The organism is Hymenobacter tibetensis (assembly GCF_022827545.1).
Classification (GTDB): domain Bacteria; phylum Bacteroidota; class Bacteroidia; order Cytophagales; family Hymenobacteraceae; genus Hymenobacter; species Hymenobacter tibetensis.
The window spans coordinates 511,468-525,133 of the sequence record NZ_CP094669.1 but is presented as its reverse complement, the minus strand read 5'-3'; the positions used below and the strand labels follow the sequence as shown (position 1 = coordinate 525,133).

Here is a 13,666-nt window from a genome sequence, read left to right as displayed (position 1 = left end):
CCTACTCCAAAAACAGTGAATCTAAACTTCGGCCATAGCTGGCGAGGCAGCTGGCCGTACTTTTTCAGTACCGTCGGGTGACACCGGAGGATGGCCAGCCGGATGACGGCCCACCTTCTCTTTGATGCGCTCCGTAATCAGGTACATCACGGGTACTACTAGCAGCGTAATACCGGTCGCAAACACCAGACCAAAAATGATGGTCCAAGCCAAGGGCCCCCAGAAAACCACCGACTCACCCCCGATGAAGAAGTTCGGGTGGCCGCTGTTGAACAGCTCGTAGAAGTCGATATTGAGGCCGATAGCCAACGGAATCAAGCCGAGGGTAGCGGCTGTGGCCGTCAGAATCACGGGGTTCAGGCGCGTACGTCCGGCCAGCACAATGGCCTCCCGGAGTGGCATGCCCTGTGAGCGGAGCATGTCCGTGAATTCAACGAGCAGAATACCGTTCTTCACCACAATACCTGCCAAGGCAATAATACCTACCCCGGTCATTACGATACTGATGTTCATGCCCGTAATGGCCAGCCCGAGCATTACCCCAATCACCGAGAAGATAATTTCGGTTAGGATGATGAGCGGCTTGCTAATCGAGTTGAACTGCATCACCAACACCAAGAAGATCAGGCCGATGGCGCCGATGGCGGCTACGCCCAAGAAGTCGCTGGTTTCCTGCTGGTCTTCCTGCGCACCACCCATTTTGATAGTATAGCCGGGCGGCGTTGGGTAAGATTGCAAGGCGCGGTCAATCTGCGCTACCACATCGGGGCCCGTAAATCCGTTAAGCACGTTCGACGAGATAGTGATAACGCGCTTCACGTCTTTGCGCTTGATGCCACCATAGGTGGTGCTGTAGTCCACGTCGGCCACGGCCGAAATCGGTACCTGACGGATCTGGCCGGTAGCATCACGGAACGAGAGGGGCGCATTCAGGATGGCATCCACGTCGTCGCGGTAAGGCTGGGCGTAGCGCACCTGAATGGGGTAATCGTCGTCGGAAGTCTTGAATTTGCTGGCTTCGAAACCATAGATGGCCGTGCGGACTTCCGAACCAATCTGAGCTGTGCTGATACCTTCGCGGTTGGCCCGCACCCGGTTGATGTTAACCGCAATTTCAGGGTTGCGGTCTTCCAGGTTGGAGCGCAGATCCTCGATGCCGCCAATGTTCAGCGAATCAACATAGCGCTCCACCTTCTTCGAGAGAGCCGCCAGCTGCTGATAATCGTCGCCGGCTACTTCAATGGCAATTTCCTTACCGGTCGGCGGACCGCTAGACTCTTGGTCAACCGAAACTTCGGCGCCGGGAATACCTTTCACCACCTCCCGAATCTTGTTCATGTAGGTGCTGGTAGGAACGCCGGTACGCTCACTGGTTTCCTTGAAAGCCACTGCTACTTTGGCCAGGTTGGATTGCGACACACCCGTAGCCGTCGCTTCGCCTGGGTCGCCGGCACCAATGGCGACGTTGGTAATCACCGATTCCACGTCGTGGTTGTTGCGGCCGATTACACCGTAGATACGCTTCTCCAGTTCCCGCGCCACCGAGTCCGTTACTTCTACCCGCGTACCAACTGGCATCTTTAGGTAGGAGTAGATGAACTTGGGGTCGCCTTTGGGGAAGAAGTCCACCTTAGGCTTGCGGGCTCCTACTGCCATTACCGACAAAACAAACAGGACCACCATGCTTGTCATGATGAGCTTCGGCCAGTTGATGGCCCAGTTCACCAAGCGGCCATACCCGTGCTGCATGCGGGGCAGCACTCTGGTTTGGAACCCGGCAATCATGTGCACAAATACGAACTCGTTGAGCAAGCACAGCACCAGGATGGTGACGAACAAGTTGCCCAGGAAGGTCGAGCCGCTCACATAACCGATAAGCGCAATCAGAGCCAGTACGCCCAAGGCGATGAGGAAGCCGCGGGACAATCTTGGCTTGCCTTCCACCTTATGTTCGCCAGCGTGGTCTTCGCGCTGCATGAAGCTCACGGCAAATACCGGGTTCATGATGAAGGCCACAATCAGCGACGACATGAGCGTGATAATCAGCGTAACGGGCAGGTAGAACATGAAGCTACCCACGATACCCGGCCAGAACATCAGCGGCACGAAGGGCGCTACGGTGGTTAGCGTACCTGCTAATACGGGTATGAACACCTCACCCGCCGCAAATTTAGCGGCCTGGGCGGTGGTTAGGTTGGGGTGCTCATGGAGCAAACGGTGCGTGTTTTCGATTACCACAATAGCGTCGTCCACCACAATACCGAGGGCTAGCAAGAAGGCGAACAGCACAATCATGTTCAGCGAGAAGTCCATGACGGGCAGCATCAGGAAAGCCAGGAACATGGAAATCGGCACCGACAAGCCTACGAACAAGGCGTTGGTGGTACCCATGAAGAACATCAGAATCACGGTCACGAGGATGAAACCGATGATAATGGTGTTGATCAGGTCGTTGAGGGTTACGCGGGTGTCGTTGGAGGTGTCACCGGTGATGGTGATGTCCAGTTCGGTAGGCAGCGAAGACTTGGAGTCTTTGATAATCTCCTTGATCTTGTCGGAAGCCTCAATCAGGTTTTCGCCCTGGCGCTTCACTACGTTCAGGCTGATCGACGTTTTGCCGTCGAGGCGAGCGTAGCTTTCGCGGTCTTTGAACGCATCTTCCACCGTGGCAATATCACCGAGCCGCACCGACGAGCCATTCAGGTTTTTCACTTGAATGTTGGCAATGTCGGCAGCCCGAGCGTATTGGCCGGCTACCCGCACGGCCCGCGTTTGGTCGCCTACGTCAATAGAACCACCCGAAATGGTGATGTTCTCGCTGGCAATGGCCCGCTCGATGTCGCCGAAGCTCAGGCGCGAAGCCTGGAGCTTGTAGAGGTCCACGTCCACGTTCACCTGCTGGTCGAGGGCACCCACGATATCTACACGGGTGATTTCGGGCAGGGCTTCAATTTTATCCTGGAAGTCGTCGGCATACTTTTTCAACTGGCTGCTCGGCAAGTTGCCGGCCAAGTTGATCTGCATAATCGGCAGCTCCGACAAGTTCACTTCGTTCACAGTAGGCGGCGAAGGCAAGTCGTTGGGCAACTCATCGGCGGCTTTATCGACGGCGTCTTTGATGAGCTGCTTGGCGTACTGCACGTCCACGTTGGAGTTGAACTCGATGTCAACGATGCAATAGTCCTGGTTGGAGGTGGAGTTGATTTTCTTCACCCCGTTCACCGACTTGATTTCCTTCTCCAACTGGCGCGTCACCAAGTTCTCGATGTCGGCCGGCGAAGTACCTGGATACACCGTGGCCACGATGATACGCGGAATTACGATGTCGGGGAAGTTCTCTTTGCCCAGCTTGATGTAGGCAAAAATGCCCGCTACGCATAAGATGAGCGTGATAATGTAGATGCTGGTCTTGTTATCAATAGACCAACTGGTAGGGCCAAATTCTTTTTCTACGTCTTGCATATTTAATTTAGCTACAAGCGGTAAGCGCTACGCTTCCGGCTTGAATGGACGAATGGCTTTCTGGTTTAGGGCTATAAGTCACGAAGTCACGAGCAACAGACGGCAAGGCAAAGCTTGTAGCTGAAAGCTGCCAGTTGTTAGATGCTAACGGCCTGACCTTCATTGAGATTTTGATAGCCTGCCGAAATAACTTGATCATTAGTTTGCAGACCGCTGGTAACTTCCACCTTGCCGTTGTAGGTGTTGCCAACCTGAATCACGCGCTTGGCAGCCACCTTCTTTCCGTTCTTTTCCTGCACTACCAGCACGTAGCTGTTCTGCTCATCGCGCTGCACCAAATCAACGGGCAACACGGTGGCATTCGGACGGTCATAATTCTGAACACGCACGGTAGCCACCATGTTCGGGCTCAGGCGGGCGGCTCCGTTACCAGTCAGGCGCAGCTCCACGGTGAAGGTGCGGCTGGTAGGGTTGATGGTCTGGCTCACCACCCGTACGGTAGCGGGTAGTTCTTCGCTGCCCAGATCCGGAATGGTTACCAGCGCCTTGTCGCCGGCCTTGATGCGGGAAGCGTACGCCTCCGACACGTCGGCTACGATTTTGGCGCCCTGGCCGCTTACGAGGCGTACCACGGGCGTACCCGCTGCCACTGTTTCGCCGAGCTTAGGCAATACATCGTCAACGGTACCGCTGAAGGGCGCTACCACGCTGTACAGTTCGCGCTGGCGATTGAGGGTCGTTAGGTTGCGCTGCAAGGCCTCGTAGTTGTTTTTGGCTTGCAGATACTGAATTTCCGTACCGATCTGTTGTTTCCAGAGGCGGTCCTGCTTTTCGTAAATCACGCGGGCCAAGTCCATGCGGGTGCGCAGCTCCGCAATGCTGGCTTCTAATACCGAAGCATCAATGGAAGCCAGTACTTTGCCCTTGCTCACCCGGTCGCCGCGCCGCACACGCACGCTGGTGAGCGTACCAGCCGAACGGGCTGCTACGGTAGCATTCTGGTCGAAGTCGGCCCGGCCCTGCACTTCCAGGTAGCTCTTGAAGCTTTCAGGCGCAACTTTCAGGATGGACACCGGCACTGCATTCGCGTTGCCGGCAGCAGCTTCGCCACCTTCAGCACCGGCTTTGGCACCACCTTTCGATTCCAGCTCGGCAATTTTGGCCTGCGTGGCAGCCTGTTCCTTTTTCAGTTCGGCGAGTTCAGCCGATGGATCTTTTTGTTGGCCGCAAGCGGCTAGCAGAGCCAACGCAAGAACAGCAGAAGAAGAGAGATATTTCATGGAAGTAACTAGATGCTAGAGTGTTTGGAGCTTGGAGCTAGACGCTGGAAAGCAGCCAAGCAGGTGTTGTTGCCTGCGCCGCCTGCCAGCTTCCAGCTGCTTATTTTTTCTGATACAGCGTACCAGCCGCTTTGTCGAAGTCCACCTTAGCCACCAGGGCATCGTACAACGACGAGTAGTAGTTGGTTTGTGCCTGGCGCAGGTCGGTTTCGGCCGTAATTACTTCCAGGTTGGAGCCTACGCCCTCCTGAAACTTGATTTTGGCTACGCGGGCCACATCAGTCGCCAAATCGAGGTTGGCCTTTTGGTTGGCTAGCACGTCGAGGCTGTTCTGCAAGGTGGTTTCGCCTTGCCGACGCTCCAGGTCGATGCTTTGCTGCAGGGTAGTGAAGCCTTTGTTGACTTGCTCCAGCGCCAGCCGTCCTTGCTGAATAGAGTATCTCTTACGGAAGCCATCGAAGATGGGAATGTTCAGCGCCAAGCCCACATTGCCGAAACCAAACCAGTTCTGGTTGAGGATAGGGCGGCCGCTAGGCGACAGGTAGGTGGAGTTCGGTCCACGGAATTCAAGCAGTTCGCCCAGCTTGGGCGCAGAGCCCAAGAAACCGTAGGCAGCCGTCAGGTTCAGGGTTGGCAGGTAGCCAGCCCGGCGGTTGCGGATGTCGAGCACAGCTAGGTCGCGCTGGGTTTCGAGCACCGAGTACTCGATGCGGTTGTTGTAGTCGAACTCGCTGCCAGCACTTTTCAGCTTGTCGCGCTCGGCATCCAAAACGGCTGCATCGAGGGCGCCCGTAAGTTCTACGCCCTGCCGCTGGTCGAGGCCCATCTGGAACTTAAGCAGCGCCAAGCTCAAGTCAATCAAACGTTGAGCGTTCTGGGCTTCGATTTTCAGGTTGTTTACCTGCACCTGCAGCCGGTCCACATCTAGCTTTTCAACGAAACCTTGCTTGAAGGTCTGTTGCGTCTGGAACAGCAGCGTATCGAGGCGCTGTACGTTACGGTTCAGCAGCGTCAGCCGCTCGCGCGCTACCAGGGTGCTGTAGTAGGCTTTCGATACCTGCTCCACCACCTCAATCTCGGTCTGTACGGTTTGCTTCACGGAAAGCTGCTCGTACACTTTAGCGGCTTTCAGCCCCAATAGGTAGGAGCCGTTGAAGAGTTGCTGCGAAGCCGAAGCCGAAGTGTTGCCGGCAAACCGTAAGCCAAATGCAAGTGGCTGTGGACCAGCAGATTCCACGGGCGTGTAAGCAGGCGCCAGCACCACTTCCTGGCCAGCATTCACAGAAGCGAGTTGCTGCGGCGTGAGCCGAGCACCGTCCAAAGTACCCGGACCGCCCGCAAACGCCCCAAAGTCGACGAGCGACCGTTGCAGTTTGAAGTTGTCGGTAAGGGCGGCGTTGGCGTTGATCTGGGGCAAGCCGGTAGCTTTAATTTCGCCTATGCGGGCTCTGGCTACCTGCTCGTTGATGCGCTGGCTTTGCAGCGTCGATTTGTTTTGCAACGCATAGTCGATAGCCTGCTGCAGCGTCAGGGACATGGGCGCGCTGCTGGCCACCGGTTGACCGGTAGCAGGCGTTTGGGCTAGCGCTGGCTGCAGACTTAGCAAGCCTGCCCCTGCTGCTACGAGCAGAATGCGGAAGCGTGTTCTCATGGAATGCATAGTGGAAGGGGAGGTACGCGGCATTATTCTTCTTCCGTCACGTGACGGTATTGGTTGATTAGCTTGTGCCCCTTGAGGGTGGCAACGCCCAGCATAAAGTGCTCTAGCGTAATGAGCGAGACCCGCTGCAGGTCGAAGATGCGGGGCGGGAAAACCACTGGGTTAAAGGCCATTTCGATTTGCCCTAGGCGTAGGCGAGCCAGTACATCGATATCAAGGTCGGCGCGGTAGAGGCCTTCTTGCACGCCCCGGCGCAGGTTGTCGGTTATCTGTTCTAGGATGTAGTCGTTTTTATGTTCAAGCCAGAGCTTATAAGACGCCGGATAATATTTCTGCAAATCATGGAAAATGCTGGGATGCATATCAGTGAACTGACTTTTCATCCAATCCATCATCCCAAATAGCTCAGCAATAGCTGATTCAGCCCCACAGAGTATGGTTTGACATTCGCTCTGGGTCTGGCCTAGGTGATGGCGCATCACGCCTTCCACTATCTGGTCTTTGTTTTCGAACCATTTGTAGAGTGTTTTTTTCGACATGCTCAGATGCGTAGCAATGTCGTCCATCGATACACTCTTGATACCCCGGAGGGTGAAGAGTTCACGCGCTGCCAATAAGATGCGGTCTTTAATCTCCATAGTTGCTTCTGGCTCCAAAGGTACGCAGGAAACTTTCGATGTTTCCTAAGTTTCCATTACTTTTTTACTATCAATTCTTGGAGTCAGATAGTTCCATGCTCTGCCACTGACGTTTGGATTGTGGTTTTACTTTATTGCGGCACACATATTTTTTTCAAGCTCGGCCGCGACAGCAGACTGTAGCGCCCAGTTGCATGCCGTTTTGCAATACCGAATTGGGTAGCGAAAAGCCCACGTCCGCTGCGTTACGGGGATGCGTCCATGCTGCTTATAGTTCGAATGGAGAGGCGGAATTGCCTTGAAGAAGCAAGCAGACGGTGCTTCAGAGGACCGTGCGTACCTTCGTAGCTTCACTTGCTACTCTCGTTCCCATGAAAATCCGTACCGGCTTCGGCTACGACGTTCACCAGCTCCAAGAAGGCCTCCCCTTCTGGCTGGGCGGTATTCAGGTTCCGCATACCCACGGCGCCCTTGGCCACTCCGACGCTGATGTGCTTATCCACGTTATCTGCGACGCGCTACTCGGTGCGGCCAACCTGCGCGACATCGGGTTCCACTTTCCCGACACCGATCCGCAGTACAAGGGCATCGACAGCAAGCGGCTGCTGACCGAAGTGGTCCGCCTGCTCCACGAGCGGGGCTATACCATCTCCAATATCGATTCCACCATCTGTCTGGAAGCGCCGAAGGTGAACCCGCACATTCCGGAAATGCAGCGGGTGCTGGCCGACGTGATGCAGATCGAGCAAAACGATATTAGCATCAAAGCCACCACCACCGAAAAACTGGGTTTTGTTGGCCGCCGCGAAGGCGTGGCCGCCTACGCTTCTGTTCTCATCATGCAACCTTAGCGGTGATTTTGTGATTGAGTGACGTAGTGCAGACGTGCCGTATTACCTGTTTTTCGGCGCGGCCACGCACTATTCGGTTGTCACTCACTCCACCCATCACCCCCATCTTACATCCTAGTTCATGCACAAATCACCTCTTCTGACCTGGCTGCTAGTGGCGGGGCTTTCGGTTTCGGCCGTGGCTCAGCAGGCACCTGAGAAAGTTAAAATCAAGAGCAAGCGCAAGAAAGACAAGACCGAGGCGGCGGCCACCCCCGCCCCGACCACCGAATCCACTCCCGCTACACAGCCCGCCGCCCAGATAGATCTGGCCGGCCAATACGGCCAAACCATCACGCAGGAAGACTTGCGCAAGCACCTCACCATCCTAGCTTCGGATGCCTACGAAGGCCGCGAAACTGGTGAGAAAGGCCAGAAAATGGCTGCCGACTACTTAAGCAAGCAGTTCAAAGATCTTGGCCTAACTGGCCCCGTGCAAGGTTCCGACAACCCCTATCTGCAGCACTTCACGATGGAGCGCAGCACTTGGGCCGAAGGTGGCACGATGAAAGTAGGTGGCCAGACCTTTAACTGGCTGGTTGATTTCTACGGGCTAGGCGTTACGCCTTTCCAGCAGGAAACCACCGTGCAGCCCGTTTTCGTGGGCTACGGCATCGAGCAAGACGGCTACTCCGACTATGCGGGCAAAGACGTGCAAGGCAAAGACCTTGTCATTCTGCTCGACGAGCCGAAGTCGGCGGACGGCAAGCCGCTGCTTGGCAAAGACGGCGCGAACAGCAAGTGGGGCAACGACTACCGGGCCAAGGCCGCGCTGGCTGCCGAGAAAGGCGCCCGCTCGGTGTTTTTCGTGGACTTCAACCCGAACAGCAACTTCAGCAAATCATTAGGCCGGGTGTCGCAGTACGTGAGCCGCCCCAGCATTTCGTTTAAGGATGCCAAGCCAGGTACGCGCCGTTCCTCGTTCTTTGTGTCGCCGGCGGTGGGCTACAAGCTGCTAGGCACCAATGAGGCAGCCGTAACCAAGTACATAGCCAGCGTGGGTCAGGCGGGCAAGCCCGTGGCTAGCCCTTTCAAGCCCGCAAAATTTTCAGTGAAAGCCCCCAAGAAAGTGGAAGACTTCACCACTGAAAACGTTATGGGGTACCTGGAAGGCACCGACAAAAAGGACGAAGTAGTGGTGCTGTCTGCGCACTACGACCATATTGGGGTGATAGGCGGCGAGGTGCACAACGGTGCCGACGACGACGGCTCAGGCACGGTAACGCTGTTGGAAATGGCGCAAGGCTTTCTGAAAGCCAAGGCAGAAGGCCATGGTCCACGCCGTAGCTTGCTGTTCTTGGCCGTAACGGGCGAAGAAAAAGGCTTGCTGGGCTCGGAGTATTACACCGACCACCCCATCTTCCCGCTGACCGCCACTGTAGCGGACCTGAACACCGACATGATTGGCCGCACCGACAAAGACCACGAAGGCAAAAGCGAATACGTGTACGTTATTGGCTCCGACAAGCTCTCCACGGAGCTGCACGAAATTGTGCTCAATGCCAACGCGCAGTACACAAAGATTGACTTGGACTTCCGCTTCAACGATCCCGAAGATCCGAACCGGTTCTACTACCGCTCCGACCACTATAATTTCGCCAAGCACAAAATCCCGGTGGCCTTCTTCTTCAATGGCGTGCACGACGACTACCATGGTGCCGGCGACGAAGTAGAGAAAATCGAGTTTCCGCAGATGGAAAAGCGCGCCCGCCTGGTGTTTCACTCGGCTTGGGAAGTAGCCAACCGCGACTCCCGTATCGTGGTGGACTCCAACAAGAAATAGCGCCTTAGCTCACAGACGCCACCTGCTGGGCTGCGGGCGTCAACGTTAACCCTCGTTTGTGGCAGAACCCAAGAAAGTCTCGGGTGATAGCCGCGGACGAGGGTTTTATGTAATAGCACGTACTTTCCTCTGCCACCTTCAGCATCACTTGCTCGCGGCGCCAGAAACTTTCCGGTTTGAAATCGACTTGCAAGATGTCGGAATAGGCATAGTGCTGCGTGGTCAGTATCTTTATAGTCCATTGAGCCGGGAAAAGCACCAGACAACTACCAAGGTCGTTTTTGGAGTAGCCCGGCAACAGTCCAAACAGCCGAAATGAACTCGTAATTGCATCTACCGGAACAGGAAAGCCTTCGGGCGGGAGTGGTATCGGAATGCGAGTATAGGCCATGTTGGGCTCCAGATTAAGTACATTGCAATAGTAAATAAGTGCATTGCCATGATAGCCACGAAATCCAGCCAGTTTCAGCTCGACAGCGAAAAAAAGGCTTTTGACTTAGAGCACCGCCGCAAAATTCGCTTCAATATCGGGAAGTATAATGCGGCTGTTAGTACGGGCCTCGCCTTCTACCAAGACCATGAACTGGCGCGGGAACGGGCTTCTTATTTGAAGTCCACGGTTATCAACAACCTGCACGAATACCTGCTGGAATTCGAGCGCAACTTTACGGCGCGCGGCGGCAAAGTAATTTGGGCGCAGGATGCCGATGAAGCGCTGCGTGAGATTGGCAAGATCATGGCCCGGCGCAAGGCCCGCACCGTGGTGAAAGCCAAAAGCATGACCACCGAGGAAATCCACCTCAATAAGTTCCTGGAAAAGAACGGCATCGAGTCGGTGGAAACCGATTTGGGCGAGTTCATTGTGCAGCTGAACGGTGAGCGGCCGTATCACATCGTGACGCCGGCCATGCACCTAAGCAAGCTGGATATTGCCGACATCTTCGTTAAGCACCTAGGCATAGAGTACACCGACGATGCCCAGAAACTAGTACTCACAGCGCGGCACTTGTTGCGCAGCAAGTACACCACCGCCGAGGTGGGCATCACGGGCGGCAACTTCCTGATTGCCGACACTGGCGCCGTGGCCGTGACCGAAAATGAGGGCAATGCCCGGTTATCGGCCACTTTCCCACGCACCCACATCGCCATTGTGGGCATCGAGAAGGTGATTCCGAAGCTGGATGACCTGGCCTTGTTCTGGCCCCTGCTGAGCACCAGCGGCACCGGCCAGCAAGTGACGGTGTACAACACCATCTACACCGGTCCGCGCCAGCCACTAGAGAAAGACGGCCCCGACGAAATGATTGTGGTGCTGCTCGATAACGGCCGAACCAATCTGCTGGCACAGCCAGCCCAGCGCGAATCGTTGAACTGCATCCGGTGCGGCGCCTGCCTCAACATCTGCCCCGTGTATAAAAACATTGGCGGCCACGCCTATGAAACCACCTATTCGGGGCCCATTGGTTCGGTTATCTCGCCTCATTTGAGCGGCCTCGCCGAAAACAAGCACCTCAGCTACGCTTCGTCGTTGTGCGGCGCGTGCACTTCGGTGTGCCCCGTGAAGATTCCGATTCACAATCTGTTGCTTCAAAACCGCCAGCAGGTGGTGCGCGAAGGCCACACCGACAAAGAGGAGCGCACGGCTATCCGGCTCTGGCTGGTGGCCATGAAAAACCGCCGCTTACTGGACTTGCTGCCTGCCCGCGCCAAAAACTGGGTGCTGCTGCGCCTACTCAGCCAAGTAGGCTGGAGCAAACGCCGCGACGCGCTGGAAGTGGCACCGAAATCGTTCAAACAGCTCTGGAAGGCGCGGAATTAGCTTGCGCAAGTGGACTCCCCAACTTATTAGCTTGAATCAGAGTAGAAAGGCAGCTTCAATTAGCTGCCTTTTTTGTTTGTCTATGCTAGAACTTGTGCCGCGTATACTGGCTTTTGCTGCTGGCATCATCCTGATTCTTATTACCCTGTCTGCCGCGATTCGCTCGTTTGTATTACCCCGCAATGAGGTGGTGCGGCTAAACGGTTACGTATTCCAAGGCCTGCGCTTCATTTTCAACTGGGCCGCCTCCACCCGTTCCACATTCGGCCTACGCGACCAAGTGCAGGCCCATTACGCCCCTATCGCCTTGGTGGCGCTGCCCATCGTGTGGCTAGCTGTAATTGCGGCGGGCTACACAATGATTTATTGGGGGTTGTACGAAGGCTCCTGGCTGGAATGCTATCAGCTCAGCGGTAGTTCGCTGCTCACTCTTGGCACACACAAAACGCGGGGGCCCATTATCACGGGCTTCACCTTTGCCGAAGCGACCATGGGCCTGCTGCTGATGACGCTGCTCATCTCGTATCTGCCCACCATCTATCAGGCCTTCTCGCGGCGCGAAATTGTGGTGTCGCGCTTGGAGCTACGGTCCGGCACTCCTCCTTCAGCGTGCGCGTTGTTGCAGTGGCTCAATCGCAGTGGTTCTCTGCATGATGATGCCAGCCAGTGGGAGCAATGGGAAGAATGGTTTGTGGAAATCGAGGAAAGCCACACTTCGCTTCCCATCCTATCGTTTTTCCGTTCGCCGCAGCCAGGCCGCTCCTGGGTAACGGCAGCGGCCCTGATCCTGGACACGGCCTCCTTGATGTTCAGTGCCGTTGACGACAAGCGCGACCCCCAGATCGAGGTAACTTTCAAGGCCGGCTGCTTGGCCGTCAACCGGGTGTACCGCTTTTTCGATGAAGGATTAGACGCTACCCCTTCCACCATTATCCCCGATAATGACCCCGTAGAAGACCCCGCCCGCGCCGACTTTGAAAGGACTTACCAGGATTTGCAGGAAGCAGGACTGCCTATGCGCCCCGCTCGTGACGAGGCTTGGAAGCACTACCGTGAGTTTCGGGGCCGTTATGCTACGGCGTTGGAGTTTTTGGGCAAGCTGACCATGGCACCGGAAGTGAAGTCTGTGTAGCCCGCTGGCAAACAGTTGCTTACTGGTCCTCGTCGGGCAGAATCTGCACGTCCTGCACCAGCACCATCTTCTCAATTTCGCGGCCGCGCGTGGTGTTAGCCAACCCACCCAGGGCCGTTTCCTTGTAGCGGGTTTCCATGCTCTGGCCTACCTCGCCAAGCGCCGCCACACACTGGTCGACGGGAATAACGGGGTCGATGTTGGCAATGGCAATTTGAGCCGAGGAGAAGGCAATAGCCGCCGCCGAGGCGTTGCGCACCACGCAGGGAACTTCCACCAAACCCGCCACCGGGTCGCACACCAACCCGAGCATGCACTGGATGGTAACGGCTACGGCCGCAAACGCCTGGTCAACGGAGCCGCCTAGGCAATAGACAATAGCCCCACTGCCCATGGCTGCCGCCGAGCCGGTTTCCGCCTGACATCCCCCCACGGCTCCCGCCAACGAGGCGTTTTGCTCGATGATGAGCGCAATACCGGCTGCTACTAATAGTCCTTCTAGAATGGTTCTATCGGATAGGTGGTGTAGCTCCTGAAGCGTGACGAGCACACCTGGCAAGATGCCCGAAGCGCCAGCAGTAGGCGCAGCCACCACGCGGCCCATGCATGAATTCACTTCTTTAGCCCCAAAAGCGCGCATGATAAGGTTCTTGAACTCCGGCGACAACACAGTGACTGGAGAAGCCGCAATCTTTTTCGCGCCGTTGTTGATCATACCCGAGCGGGAGGTCATGTCCTGGGTGAGGCCGGTCTGCACGGCATCGCGCATCACGTCATAGGCACGCTGCAAGCCCACCCATATTTCTTCTTCCGACCGGCCTTTTTGCTCGATTTCATAGGTCAGCACGGGCTGGTAAAGCGGCTCGCCGGTAGCGGCGCAGTGCGCCCGCCAGGAAGCAAAATCAGTGAAGAGCAAAGACATGATGGGGAAGATAGAACGTGGGAAATTTCAGAGAAGACGGGGTGCTGCAAGGAAACAAGCAACGCGGCAGCAAAGTGCAT

10 protein-coding genes are annotated in these 13,666 nt (G+C 56.0%); 4 read left to right on the top strand and 6 right to left on the bottom strand.

Translation table 11 applies throughout. From position 1 onward, the window contains the following. Positions 1–21: 21 nt before the first annotated feature. The 4 genes from MTX78_RS02085 to MTX78_RS02070 form a co-directional block, all read right to left on the bottom strand. Positions 22–3,462, bottom strand: coding sequence for an efflux RND transporter permease subunit (locus tag MTX78_RS02085; RefSeq protein WP_243799482.1), 3,441 nt, complete (start codon positions 3,460–3,462; stop codon positions 22–24). A 137-nt stretch (positions 3,463–3,599) separates the two neighbouring features. Next, positions 3,600–4,742 (bottom strand): efflux RND transporter periplasmic adaptor subunit, encoded by a 1,143-nt coding sequence (locus MTX78_RS02080; protein WP_243799480.1) that lies wholly within the window; start codon positions 4,740–4,742, stop codon positions 3,600–3,602. 100 nt (positions 4,743–4,842) lie between these two features. Beyond that, positions 4,843–6,393, bottom strand: coding sequence for a TolC family protein (locus MTX78_RS02075; protein WP_243799479.1), 1,551 nt, complete (start codon positions 6,391–6,393; stop codon positions 4,843–4,845). Positions 6,394–6,425: 32 nt separating this feature from the next. Beyond that, complete coding sequence (locus MTX78_RS02070; protein WP_243799477.1) at positions 6,426–7,040, bottom strand: TetR/AcrR family transcriptional regulator; 615 nt, start codon at positions 7,038–7,040, stop codon at positions 6,426–6,428. A gap of 371 nt (positions 7,041–7,411) precedes the next feature. On the opposite strand from MTX78_RS02070, the gene ispF reads away from it, so the two are divergent. Both ispF and MTX78_RS02060 read left to right on the top strand, forming a co-directional pair. Beyond that, the gene (ispF, locus tag MTX78_RS02065; protein ID WP_243799475.1) at positions 7,412–7,891 is read left to right on the top strand and encodes a 2-C-methyl-D-erythritol 2,4-cyclodiphosphate synthase; all 480 of its coding nucleotides are present in this window, start codon (positions 7,412–7,414) and stop codon (positions 7,889–7,891) included. 121 nt (positions 7,892–8,012) lie between these two features. Next, positions 8,013–9,713, top strand: a complete 1,701-nt coding sequence (locus MTX78_RS02060) for a M28 family peptidase (protein ID WP_243799473.1) — start codon at positions 8,013–8,015, stop codon at positions 9,711–9,713. Positions 9,714–9,717: 4 nt separating this feature from the next. Here MTX78_RS02060 and MTX78_RS02055 read toward each other — a convergent pair whose 3' ends face one another. Then, the gene (locus MTX78_RS02055) at positions 9,718–10,104 is read right to left on the bottom strand and encodes a hypothetical protein (RefSeq protein ID WP_243799472.1); all 387 of its coding nucleotides are present in this window, start codon (positions 10,102–10,104) and stop codon (positions 9,718–9,720) included. 48 nt (positions 10,105–10,152) lie between these two features. On the opposite strand from MTX78_RS02055, the gene MTX78_RS02050 reads away from it, so the two are divergent. Continuing rightward, positions 10,153–11,532: a LutB/LldF family L-lactate oxidation iron-sulfur protein gene (locus MTX78_RS02050; RefSeq protein ID WP_243799457.1), complete on the top strand. Its 1,380-nt coding sequence runs from the start codon at positions 10,153–10,155 to the stop codon at positions 11,530–11,532. A gap of 82 nt (positions 11,533–11,614) precedes the next feature. Continuing rightward, positions 11,615–12,664 carry a hypothetical protein gene (locus tag MTX78_RS02045; RefSeq protein WP_243799456.1) on the top strand — a complete coding sequence of 350 codons (1,050 nt, stop codon included), beginning with the start codon at positions 11,615–11,617 and terminating at the stop codon, positions 12,662–12,664. A gap of 19 nt (positions 12,665–12,683) precedes the next feature. Here the strand turns inward: MTX78_RS02045 and sdaAA are convergent, their stop codons facing one another. Beyond that, positions 12,684–13,586: an L-serine ammonia-lyase, iron-sulfur-dependent, subunit alpha gene (sdaAA, locus tag MTX78_RS02040; protein WP_243799454.1), complete on the bottom strand. Its 903-nt coding sequence runs from the start codon at positions 13,584–13,586 to the stop codon at positions 12,684–12,686. Positions 13,587–13,666 lie beyond the last annotated feature (80 nt).